The following is a 13,299-nucleotide window of genomic DNA, read 5'->3' on the forward strand; positions in this document are numbered from 1 at the left end:
AATTCTAACAACAAAATGAAGGATATTACCACACATCATAAACTAAACAGCTTAAAATGTTGTGTAATTGTACCAACCTTTAACAATTCTAAAACTTTACAACGCGTTATTGAAGGTGTTTTAAATTACACAGAAAATATTATAGTTGTAAATGATGGTTCTACGGATAATACATCAAAAATTTTAGAAAGTTTTTCTGAATTAAAACAGATTCATTTTGAAGAAAATAAAGGAAAAGGAAAAGCTCTACGTACCGCTTTTAAACATGCCGAGAATTTAGGATATCACTATGCAATAACGATAGATTCTGATGGGCAACATTTCCCTGAAGATATTCCAGCATTTAGTGAAGCGTTAGAAAGTTCGGAGGATAAAAATTTACTGCTTATTGGCGCAAGGAATATGAACCAAGAAAGTGTCCCTAAAAAAAGTAGTTTTGGTAACAAGTTTTCTAATTTTTGGTATTGGGCAGAAACGGGGATTAAACTGCAAGACACACAATCTGGGTTTAGACTTTACCCTATTCAACATTTGAAAGATTTAAAATTTTACACTTCAAAATTCGAATTTGAAATAGAAGTGATTGTAAAAGCTGCCTGGTCTGGTACTAGCGTTAAAAACATTCCAATTCAAGTTTTATATGATGAAGACGAACGTGTTTCTCACTTTAGACCTTTTAAAGATTTTACACGAATAAGTATCCTAAATACATGGCTCGTTATACTTACATTACTTTATATAAAACCTCGTGATTTTTTCAGAAAATTAAAAAAAAAAGGATTTAAGCGTTTTATAACCGAAGATGTTATTGGCAGTAAGGATTCTCCTCAAAAAAAAGCACTATCCATAGCTTTAGGTATTTTTATTGGTATTGCTCCACTATGGGGAATTCAAACCGTGACCGTTATTTTTTTAGCTCTGATATTTAAACTGAATAAAACTATTGCTTTTGCTTTTTCAAACATTAGTCTTCCGCCTTTTATTCCCTTTATTATCTTTACAAGCTTTCAGTTAGGAAACTTTATTCTAGGCGAAAATGTAACGTTTCATATTACTGAAATTGTAGCTGATTTTGAAGTTTTAAAACATCTTAAATCTTATATCATCGGAAGTTTAGCTTTAGCATCTCTATCAGCAATATTTATTGGAATTTTAAGCTATTTACTTTTTTTGATTTTTGAAAAGAAAAATGTAATCCCAACTAATGGATAATATATTTTACAGTACATACAACTATTTTAATTCTAAAAAATGGCTTGGTTTAGGCCTTTTAGGAATTTTGCTATTGACTTTAGTTTTTGTGGCTTCTAAAATTGAATTTGAAGAAGACATCACTAAACTAATACCTAGTAATGCAGAAAATTCAGAACTACAGAAGGTTTTAAAAAACGTCAACTTTACAGATAAAATTATTGTAAACATCACTAAAAGTAAAGATGGTTCTGTTGAAGATTTAACCCAGTACGCATCGCAATTTATTGACAGTATCAATGCGTCTTCAAGTCCATATATAAAAAAGATTCAAGGACAGATTGATGATAAAGAAATTCAGAAAACAGCCAGTTTTATATATGATAATTTACCGCTTTTTCTAAATGAAGCAGATTATAGAACTATTGCGAACAAAATTGAGAAAGATAGTATTGATGCTATTACTCTAAAAAACTATAAAACACTAATTTCCCCTTCGGGCATTGTTGCTAAAGATTTTATCTTAAAAGATCCTTTAGGATTATCATTCATTGCTTTAAAAAAGTTACAAGAGTTGAGTTTCGGTGAAGATTTTACGCTACAAAACGGTTTCTTAGTTAGTAAAGATAAACAGCATATACTCTTATTTATCACACCTGCTTTAGGTTCTAACGAAACCGCTGAAAACACACAATTTGTAAAAAATCTCTACGATACTAATGCGAAATTAAATCTCACTTTTAAAGATAAGGTTAATGCTGAATATTTTGGAGGAACTTTAATTGCTGTCGCAAATGCCAATCAAATAAAAAGCGACATTCAACTTACGGTTGGGATAGCTTTAACGGTTCTATTACTCATATTTATACTTTTCTATAAAAAATTAACAGTCCCAATTATCTTATTTGTGCCTACTATATTTGGTGGACTTTTAGCCATTGCGTTACTCTTCTTAATCCGCGAAAAAATATCTGCCATTTCCTTGGGGATTGGCTCAGTACTTCTCGGTGTTACACTCGATTACTCTTTACATATCCTTACCCATATTAGAAGTAATAACAATGTAAAAAACCTCTATCAAGAGATTACAAAGCCTATTTTAATGAGTAGTCTAACTACGGCTTTAGCGTTTTTGTGTTTGTTATTTATCAACTCACAAGCTTTACAAGATTTAGGGATTTTTGCAGCCATGAGCGTTATGGGTTCGTCTTGTTTTGCTTTACTTTTTATTCCTCAAATTTATAAAGAGCAAACTAAAACGATTAAAAAAAGCACCGCTTTAGACAAAATAGCCTCTTACAATATTCATAAAAACAAATGGGTAATCATAGGCGTATTCTTGTTATGTTTTGGTAGTTTATTCACATACAACACCGTTATTTTCAATAATGATTTAAGTAAAATGAATTACATGCCAAAAGATATCGAGGCGGCAGAATTAAACTTAGATAAACTTATTAATAGCACCTCAAAATCTGTATACATTGCTGCTTATGGTGATTCTGAAGAAAAGACACTTCAAATTAATGACGCCATTTTAACGAAGCTTCAAAATTTAAAAACCGAAGGCAAACTTATTAACTTTAGTTCTATCAGTACATTTGTACATTCTAAAAAACAACAAAAACAACAAATTGAACGTTGGCAATCTTTTTGGAATAGAAATACTATTGAAAACACAAAACAACAGATTATAGAAAGCGGAACTGCTTTAGGTTTTAAACCCGAAACTTTCAACTCTTTTTACACGCTTTTAAACACCAAATTCAAACCTCTAGAAAGTAAAGATTACAAAGCAATAAACATCTTTTCTGTGGATGATTATATTGCTACTAAAGACAATTACACCACCATTACAACTTTAGTAAAAGTAGAACAAGCAGATGCTGTAATGGATGCTTTTAAAGCGGATTCTCAAACGTTAGTGATTGATAGAAAACAAATGAATGAGACCTTATTAGGGAATCTAAAAAACGATTTTAATAGTTTAATTGGGTATTCACTAATTGCAGTCATTCTTATTCTTTTACTTTTTTACAGAAGCCTTTCTTTAACTTTAGTAACAGGAATTCCTATTTGTTTAACTTGGTTATTAACCATTGGAATAATGGGATTATTTCATTTAGAATTCAATATTTTCAACATTATTATTTCAACGTTTATTTTCGGGTTAGGGATCGACTATGGCATTTTTATGACCAACGGTTTATTACACGAATATAGAACCGGTGAGAAATCTTTAACCACACATAAAACGTCTATCTTACTTTCGGTAATCACTACCATTTTAGGTGTTGGTGTTTTAATTTTTGCCAAACATCCGGCATTATATTCTATATCGTTGGTATGTTTAATTGGTATTACATCTGCCGTTATGGTTGCATTTGCTATTCAACCTTTATTGTTCAAATTATTTATTGGTAGTAAGACCAAACGACCAATATCGTTACGATTATTAATTCATTCTATCGTCTCATTTACCTATTTTGGCTTAGGCGGTATTTTATTATCTCTGTTTAGTGTTACCATTTTAAAAATCATTCCACTTCCTAAGAAAACAAAGATGAAATGGTTTCATGTATGCATTTCAAAATTCATGAAATCCGTATTGTACACACATCTTTTTCTAGTAAAAAAAGTGATTAATGAACCGAAAGAGGATTTTAAAAAACAAGCCATAATTATAGCAAACCACACGTCGTTCTTAGATATTTTAGCTATTGGAATGTTACACCCAAAAATTATTTTCTTAGTAAATGATTGGGTTTACAATTCGCCTGTATTTGGAAAAGCCGTACAATTAGCTGGCTTCTATCCGGTATCTAGTGGTATTGAAAATGGATTAGACCATTTAAAGAAAAAAGTAGAACAAGGTTACACTTTAATGGCTTTCCCTGAAGGCACACGCTCTAAAACCCATAAAATAAAGCGTTTTCATAAAGGCGCATTTTATTTAGCAGAACAATTTAATTTAGATATTGTACCTGTACTTATTCACGGTAATTCTGAAGTGATTCCTAAAGGCGAATCTATGATTAGAGATGGTCATATTACTCTAAAAATAATGGATAGAATTACACCAAACGATTCTAGATTCAGCAATAATTATTCGCAGCGGGCTAAACAAATTGGCGCTTATTTTAGAACTGAATTTAGCACCTTCAGAAAAGAAAGAGAAGGTGCAACTTATTTTTATAAAACACTTTTAGATGATTATAGATATAAAGGAGATTTACTTTACAAATGCGTTAAAAACGATATTAAAATTAACAAAGATATTTATTTAAAGGTGCTACATACGGTTGGTGTAAAAGATACTATTTTACATTTGTCAGACGATGCAGGTCAGCTCGATTTCTTATTAGCTTTAGATGGTGTAGATCGAAAAATCGTTTCTTATATTAAGAATATTGAAAATAGAATTATTTTCAAAAACAGCTTTATCACCAATTCTCGAAATATTACTTGTCCAGATTCTATAGAAGAAACATTCGCTTTTAAACCAAATACTTTAATCATAAATAATATTGATATTACAGAAACACAACTAAAATCGATGCTACATCCTAACTTAAATTATATTATATTTTTGAAAGAAAACAGTTCTAAATTCACTTTAAATAAAATTGATTTGGGATTCGTTAGCACATACGAAACAGAAAATTTGACTATCTTATCAAAACAGTAAAAAAGCATGAAATCTCATTACGATGTTGTTATAATAGGAAGCGGTTTAGGTGGTTTAGTTTCTGCCAATATATTAGCAAAAGAAGGCTATAGCGTTTGTGTTTTAGAAAAAAATAATCAGTATGGTGGTAACTTACAGACCTTTGTTCGCGATAAAACTATTTTTGATACAGGAGTCCATTACATAGGAGGCTTAAACAAAGGTCAAAATCTATATCAGTACTTTAAATACCTAGATATTATAGATGATTTAAATCTAAAAAAACTAGATGAAGATGGTTTTGATGTCATTACGTTTGACAATGATGACAATGAATACAAACATGCACAAAGCTATGATAAATTCATTAAAAATTTACTAATTGAATTTCCTGATGAAGAAAAAGCCATTGTAACCTATTGTGATAAACTTCAGGATATTTGTAATCAATTTCCTTTATACGGATTGAAGCACGGCAAGCCTTACTATGAAAATACAGATATTTTCAGCTTAAAAGCAAAAGACTATATCGACTCTATAACAGATAATAAAAAATTACAAGCTGTCCTGGCTGGCACCAATTACCTATATGCTGGTGATGCCAATCGCACACCTTTTTACGTGCATGCGCTTACCGTCAATTCATATATAGAAAGTGCTTACCGTTGTATAAATGGAGGTAGTCAAATTTCTAAATTATTAATTAGACGTTTAAAGGAAAATGGTGGTGATGCTTTTAAGCATCATGAGGTGGTTAAATTTGGATTCGAAGACAAGAACATCAATTCTGTTTTTACCAAAAACGGTAAAGAAATTAAAGGAGATCTATTCATTTCTAATATTGAGCCAAAGCTGACTATAAAATTAGTTGGTGAAGATAAATTTAGAAAAATTTACACTAAACGCATCAATAATATCGAAAGTATCATCGCTGGTTTTAGCCTTTATATTGTTTTAAAACCAAATACTTTTAAATACCAAAACAAAAATATTTACCACATAAAAGATCCTAACAAGATTTGGGACGGACAAGATTACACTGCAGAAACTTGGCCTGAAGGTTATATGGCATCTATGGGGATCAATAAAAAAACAAATATTTATGGAGAAAGCATAACTGTAATGACCTATATGCGTTACGAAGAAGTAGAACCATGGGAAAACACATTTAATACTGTAGCAAATAAGAATGAACGCGGACAAACCTATGAAGAGTTTAAAGCTGAAAAAGCCGAAAAACTTATTCAAGAATTAGAAAAAAAATATCCAAATATTAGAAACTGTATTCAAGAAACATATACCTCAACACCATTATCGTATCGCGATTATATTGGCTCTAATAGAGGCTCTATTTATGGCTATGTAAAAGATGCTAATAATCCTTTAGCTTCCTTTGTTTCTCCACGTACAAAAATTAAAAACTTATTGCTTACGGGACAAAGTTTAAACATGCATGGCATTTTAGGAGTTACCATAAGCGCCGTACTCACCTGTTCTGGAATTATTGGTATGGAACCTTTATTAGAAAAAATATTAGATGCTAATAAAACCGAAAAAAGCATCGAAAATTAAATGATCATGAAGATTAAATCGAGTATATATTACGGGCTTTTACTTCTTCTTTTTGTAAGTCTAACCTCGTGCGGAATTTCAAAATCATTACATGATGTTCCCGATGTAAGTACTTATAATTCGGTAATTCCAGAACGTGTTAAAACTTCTGATTCCACCTTCACTCTAGGAAATAATCACCTAAGTAAAAACCAACAAGGTTTATGGGAGCTTTATGTTGAAGGAAATCCATATCAGAGAGGTTTAATTACAGGAAGTCTTACTCAAGAATTATTCCATAAGCAAGAAAGTATTTTTGTTTCTAAAATAGACAAATTTGTACCTTCTAAAACCAAACAAGCTATATTAAGACGCTTTTTGGCTTGGTATAATAGAAAACTATATCTTAATGTTCCATTAGAATATAAAACAGAAATTCTAGGTCTTTCTAAATATGCTTCCCCTGACTATAATTACATTGCAGATCCTTATTTAAGAGTTCTTTATTTTCATGGCGCCCACGATATTGGCCACGCTTTGCAAGATTTAGCCTTAGTTGGTTGCACATCATTTGCTGCCTGGGATGAAAAAACCACAGACGGAAGTCTAATTATAGGTCGGAATTTAGATTTTTATGCCGGCGATGATTTTGCTGAAGAAAAAATTGTATCCTTTACAAATCCTACAGAAGGCAATAAATTTATGTCGGTAACTTGGGCCGGAATGTTAGGTGTTCTTTCAGGTATGAATGAACATGGCTTAACCGTAACCATAAATGCAGGAAAATCTAAAATTCCGCTCATAGCAAAAACACCTATCTCTATTTTAAATCGTGAAATTTTACAATACGCTTCCAATATTAAGGAAGCCATTGCTATTGCAAAAAAACGTCAAGTATTTGTTTCCGAATCTATTTTAGTGGGAAGTGCTGAAGATAGAAAAGCTGTAATAATTGAAGTGTCACCTCATAATTTTGGTGTGTATGACGTTGAAAACTCAAATCAATTGATATGCTCTAACCATTTTCAAAGTGAAGCTTATGCAAATGATAAAAACAATTTAAAGCAGATTAAAGAAAGTCATTCGCAATACCGTTACGAACGCATGGAAGAACTTTTGGACCAAAACCCAAAATTGACACCAGAAATAGCCGTAGATATTTTAAGAAATAAAGAAGGCTTACATAACAAAGCTATTGGCTATGGCAATGAAAAAGCTTTAAATCAACTATTAGCACATCATTCAGTCGTTTTCAAACCCGAACAACGTTTAGTTTGGGTATCTTCAAACCCTTATCAATTAGGCGAATTTGTCGCATACGATTTAAATGAAATATTTAAAAGTCCTACAAAAAATTCTCTTGCAAATACAATTTTAAATATTGAAGAAGATCCTTTTCAATACACAGAAGCTTATAAGAATTATCAAACCTATAGACATCTTAGACATGAAGTACTCACATCAATTGATAATAATGACACTATAGATTTAGAAAAGCTTTTACAGTTAGAAAAATTAAATCTAGAATACTGGGAATCCTATTATATCGTTGGCACTTACTATTATAAAAAAGGATATTACACAGCAGCTTTAGAGGCTTTCAAAATCGCTAAAACAAAAGAAATTACTACTGTTCCTGACGAAGAACAAGTAGATAAATACATTAAAAAATTAAAAAGAAAGTTAGAATTATGATTCCTGAAATAGAATATGCTTCCAAAGCTGAAATAAATAACTTTCAAGTTGGAAAACTAAAGGTTCTTTTACAGTATTTAAATACAAATTCCGCTTTTTATAAGCGCTTATTTAGCACTCATAAAATTGATATTTCAACTATTAATTCGCTTGAAGATTTAGCTGCAATTCCAACGACCACAAAAGACGATTTACAGCAATATAATGACGATTTCATTTGTGTCCCAAAAAACAAAATTGTGGATTATGTAACGACTTCTGGTACTTTGGGAGATCCAGTACTTTTTGGACTCACAGATAGTGACTTAGACCGTTTAGCATATAACGAAGCCATCTCTTTTGCTTGTGCTGGAGTTGGACAGGATGATGTCATTCAGCTTATGACCACAATAGATCGACGTTTCATGGCAGGTTTGGCTTATTTTTTAGGAGCAAGAAAACTTGGTGCTGGAATTATTAGAGTTGGTAATGGTATTCCAGAACTACAATGGGATTCTATTTTAAAATTTAAACCCACATACATTATTGCAGTGCCTTCCTTTTTATTAAAATTGATAGAATATGCCAAACAGCATAACATAGACCTCAACAACTCAGGAATAAAAGGAGCAATTTGCATTGGTGAACCTTTAAGGGCTCAAGATTTTTCGTTAAACACCTTATCTAAAAAAATAAAAGAAAGCTGGAATATTGAATTGTATTCTACTTACGCTTCTACCGAAATGAATACAGCTTTTACGGAATGCGAACAACAAAAAGGAGGACACCAGCATCCCGAATTAATTATTACAGAAATATTAGACGATAACAACCAACCTGTAGCCAAAGGAGAATCTGGAGAACTTACCATTACCACTTTAGGTGTAGAAGGCATGCCGTTACTTAGATTTAAAACAGGAGATATTGTAAAAGCACATTATGAAAAATGTGAGTGCGGTAGAAACACCATGCGACTAGGACCGGTGATTGGCAGAAAAAAACAAATGATAAAATATAAAGGCACAACTTTATATCCGCCAGCAATGCATAATATTTTAAATGATTTTAACGAAGTAGAAGCCTTTGTTATAGAACTTTCTCACAATTCCATAGGAACAGATGAAATACTCATTAAAATAGCGGTAAATACACCTACAGAAAGCTTATTACAAAGTATAAAAAATCATTTTAGAGCAAAGCTACGCGTATTGCCAAAAATTGAATTTAGCGACAAAAAGGAAATTCAGAAATTACAATTCCCAAAAATGAGTAGAAAACCAGTAATGGTTATTGATAATAGAAATCAGGCGTAATGAATAATATTTAAAATTTACTGTTTTTAGTTTATTGTATTATAATCGAGGCTTAAAAGGGTTTGTAGAATAAAAAACTGAAATAATATTAGCAGTTGTATTATGTGTTTTAGAAGAGATAGATGTTATTGTACCTGTAATAATATTTCCAGCTTGGCAAAAACAAATTCTCGAGAGCAAGAGGTTCAAAAGTTATTAAAAAAGTATTGTTAAAGTTCATATTACACAAAGGGCAAACTTTGTTTGATCGGGTATATAGAAATATAAAAGAGTATTATTATGGATTATATTGTATGGTTTTGATGTTTTACTTCTGTAGAATTTTACACGATTATCAATAATATTTTCAAGCTTTAAAAAGGCTAAATCAATAAATGAGACACCATAAAGCATATAAGATGCTAAAAAGTAGTTTCTGTAATGGAAAAGGTTATCTGTTTCATTTAATTGTAATAGCATTATAGATTTTATGCTATCCAATTCTAAATCTCTCTTTTCTGTAGGTGTCGTTTTTATTTTGTAATTAGTAAATGGATAAGCCTCTTTTGAAACTAAACCGGCTTTAATAGCTTTATTAAAAAAGGCTCTTATGGTTTTCATGTATACAGCTAAACCATTAGTAGAATTACTCCTAGAATAATGAAATCTTTGTTTTTAGTAAATTTTAAAACTATTTTGGATACAGCATAATATGAGTTGGCATTACCGTAACGTTCAACTTTTTTAAGGTCTTTTATGATGTCGTAACAATATTCGAAAAAAGAATTGAAGTTAACTTTATTGGTGATTTTGTCTTTAACTTGAGAAATAGACAAGTAATTAAGTTCGTCTTTATCTTTTAATTTTTCAATAATTTCTAGACCTTTTACTTTTGCTTTTTGAAGATCATTATTTAATTCATTTACAACAATCCGAGTACCACAATGTTTAGTTATCTTTTCAGCTTTTTCATCCCAACAATTTAATGGAACGGATTGATTTAAGTTTGTAGAGGTCGTTTTTTCTAAAATGACTTAAACGTAAAATTAATGGAAAAGAATCATCTTTTTTTGTCTTCGTTTATCTATAGATAGCTTTAAATGAGTGTGTAACATAAATAAAGTTAATAAAAAAATTTGCACGTAACAGGGTGAAAATAGATGAAATCACAAAACAACTAAGTTATGTAATTAATTGTTAATCAGTAGTGTTGGGTGTTATTTGGTTTTGTGAAATAGCTATATCCCGACACTGGCAGTCAAGAGGTCGTGGGTTCGAGCCCTATCTTCTCCACTAATTTTTATGCGATTTCTTAAGGGGTTGTATCTTTTTTCTTGTTAATAAAAAGTTAATAAACTATATAATTGTGGTTTCCCGTAAGTAAATGTTATTCTTATTTTATAATTTAACCAGCTAATTATAAGAGCGTTAATTGTTTTAAATTCAAAGGGTTAAAATAAAAATTCATGAATTTTATTTAGATTGATTTTTTGTTTTAGCATTTGTCTTTAGTTATTGCTAAAGCAAAGTTGAATTTCTTGATAGCATTCGTTCTATGTTTTATTTTTAAATAAATTTTATTAACCTTAACCTACTATAAGCCTGTTTAATTTTAGTTCTATAAAAACTAGAAAAATATTTTATTATGTATTACAATTGTTTGTTAGATAATTTTCAGTTTTAAGGTTAATTTATCTTAAAATTATCATTAATTGTTATCTTTTTTTTTCAAATAGTTTGTTTTTCACTTTATAAAGTGTTAGTTTTAAGAAGCCTAACAAAATCTCCTCCCCATGAAATACGCCTTCCTATTTATCTTTCCGCTTTTTTTTTATTTTCAAAAGGACATTAATATTAAGTCTAATCAGTCACTATGTTGTGATCTTGCATTAGAAATTTCATCAGAGAACTCTTTAATCCCTATGCATGTTGCAGATTCTTTATTTGCAAATTCAGAAAGTGTAAAAAATCAAATGTATGCGTTAATACTTAAGAGTGTTATTTTAGAACGCGAAGAAAAAAGGGGAGAATCTATAGAGTTTGCTTTAGAATCTTTAGAGATGGCACAAAATGTAAATAATTATTGTTTACAAGCAAGAATCTATACTTTTTTATCTAGGCAATATCGAAAGATAGGTTTTGTAGATAAGGGGAAAGATTTAATTGCCGAAAGTGTTATTGCTAGCTCTAAAATACCGAATAAAGATCATGCTTTAAAGTTTATTACAATGGCTAATCTCGAGTTGGTTGAATACGATATTGAAGCTAAAGATTATGAAGCTGCTACAGAATATTTAAAATCAGCAATTTTTATATTGAATAAAAAAGAAGACGAGAACTTAAAATATTTTGATTTAGCAAACTGTGAGGAGAAACTAGCAAGGTGTTTTGTTGAAATGAATAATAAAGAACTTGCGCTTATTCATTACTCTAAAGCAAGCTCATTTTTAGAGCAGTCAGAAATAAGGCAGTCGTTATTGGCAAATAATATATATAATGGTTTAATTGGTTTGTATTTAGAAAATAAGCAATTGAACCATGCTAAGGTTTACGTGAAAAAAAACTTAATTATTGCTAGTTATAATTGTAATAGTTTTATAAAAGAAGAAGTTTATAAAAATACAGCAGAGTATTATCAGCAAGTTGGGGTTTTAGATAGTTTTAAATTATATAGATTTAAGTATAACGCAGTTGTTGCCGAAAACAAGAATCAGTTAAGGGGGCTTATAAATAAAGCATCTAATGAACTTAATGATTTTTCTGCGGAAATGCCTATAGATAAGCCTTCCAGTTCTGCACATATTATTGCAACTATGTTTTTTATTTTAATACCATCTTTAGGGTTTTATTATAAGAGGAAAATGGTATTTAATTATATCGGAGATGCGCTTAATGGTCATGAAAAAAAAGGTGCAAATGTAGTTTTGTGTTCTAAGAAAACAGAGAAAATACTTTTAGATAAACTAGAAGATTTTGAGGCTTCAAATCTTTTTTTAGATAAAAACATGTCACTATCTATTTTGGTTGCAGAACTCAACACAAACACAAAGTATCTTAGACAAGTACTTAAGAAAAATAGAAATACAGATTTTAATACATATATAAATAAGTTAAGAATATTATATATTGTAGATAAGTTAAACACGGATTCCGATTATTTAAATTATAAGATAAGTTTTCTAGCTGAAGAATGTGGTTTTTCTTCACATAGTAAGTTTTCTACAAATTTTAAGAAATTCACGAAGTACTCACCTTCATATTATATTAATGCTTTTAAAAATAAAACAGCTTAAGTGTTATTTTTGTAGTTGTTTACTTTTAATAAGGATTCTTTTTTTATCTATATCTGACCTATAGTCGCTTTTTTTAAGTGTTATTATACTTGTAGCGCTTTTGGAATATTAGGAGCTAATATGGTGGCTAATTACATTAAATATTTTAGTATATATACATGCGGTTTTAATCGTATAATCCATTCATGTTTTATTGAATAACTGAATGGATTTTTTTGTCTTCTAAATTTAGATGCTTGTCAATACTTCCCTCTTCTAATACATTCTGTTTTGTTTGTTGTTTTCTTAAAATTAAGAATGAATTTCTATTTCAAATATTTAAGATCTCTTCTGAAAACCTATAATTATTAAGGTTATATACAAATTCGGACAACTTTGTCTTTTTGTATTTTTTTTCTTACTTTTTTTAGACGAAATAGAGGAATATTTGACGTAAATAGAGTGTCAATTTTTAAAGGTGTTTAATTTAAAATATATTTAATATATTGATTGTTAGTATTTTATTTTTTTTATTCTATCCGTTTTCTAGAAAATGGCTAAACGATATCTCTTTTTCCTAATATTAAAAGAATACTTTAGGAATACGGTTTTTATGCTTAATAAAATGTGGTTTAATTAGGTGTTAATTTAT

Annotated in this window: 6 protein-coding genes and 1 pseudogene; 6 read left to right on the forward strand and 1 reads right to left on the reverse strand. The window is 29.9% G+C overall.

Going from position 1 to position 13,299, the window contains the following annotated elements; translation table 11 throughout:
* Positions 1-15: 15 nt before the first annotated feature.
* The 5 genes from GQR95_RS05575 to GQR95_RS05595 are packed head-to-tail and all read left to right on the forward strand — an operon-like array spanning position 16 to position 9,396.
* A complete protein-coding gene (locus GQR95_RS05575) occupies positions 16-1,212 on the forward strand; it encodes a DUF2062 domain-containing protein (protein ID WP_159022225.1) in 1,197 nt (398 codons plus the stop codon).
* Positions 1,205-4,879: an MMPL family transporter gene (locus tag GQR95_RS05580; RefSeq protein WP_159022226.1), complete on the forward strand. Its 3,675-nt coding sequence runs from the start codon at positions 1,205-1,207 to the stop codon at positions 4,877-4,879. Before GQR95_RS05575 ends, GQR95_RS05580 begins: the two co-directional genes overlap by 8 nt.
* Before the next feature lie 6 nt (positions 4,880-4,885).
* Positions 4,886-6,430, forward strand: a complete 1,545-nt coding sequence (locus GQR95_RS05585) for an NAD(P)/FAD-dependent oxidoreductase (RefSeq protein ID WP_159022227.1) — start codon at positions 4,886-4,888, stop codon at positions 6,428-6,430.
* A 6-nt stretch (positions 6,431-6,436) separates the two neighbouring features.
* A complete protein-coding gene (locus GQR95_RS05590; RefSeq protein ID WP_159022228.1) occupies positions 6,437-8,104 on the forward strand; it encodes a C45 family peptidase in 1,668 nt (555 codons plus the stop codon).
* Positions 8,101-9,396 (forward strand): phenylacetate--CoA ligase family protein, encoded by a 1,296-nt coding sequence (locus GQR95_RS05595; RefSeq protein WP_159022229.1) that lies wholly within the window; start codon positions 8,101-8,103, stop codon positions 9,394-9,396. The genes GQR95_RS05590 and GQR95_RS05595 overlap by 4 nt, the downstream gene beginning before the upstream one ends.
* Before the next feature lie 216 nt (positions 9,397-9,612).
* Here the strand turns inward: GQR95_RS05595 and GQR95_RS05600 are convergent.
* Positions 9,613-10,023: pseudogene (locus tag GQR95_RS05600) on the reverse strand (phage integrase SAM-like domain-containing protein); the annotation flags it as partial.
* A 1,145-nt stretch (positions 10,024-11,168) separates the two neighbouring features.
* Between GQR95_RS05600 and GQR95_RS05605 the strand changes: the two are divergent.
* Complete coding sequence (locus tag GQR95_RS05605; RefSeq protein ID WP_159022231.1) at positions 11,169-12,668, forward strand: AraC family transcriptional regulator; 1,500 nt, start codon at positions 11,169-11,171, stop codon at positions 12,666-12,668.
* Positions 12,669-13,299: the final 631 nt, after the last annotated feature.

The sequence above is a fragment of the Formosa sp. L2A11 genome (assembly GCF_009796865.1).
Taxonomy (GTDB): Bacteria; Bacteroidota; Bacteroidia; order Flavobacteriales; family Flavobacteriaceae; genus Formosa.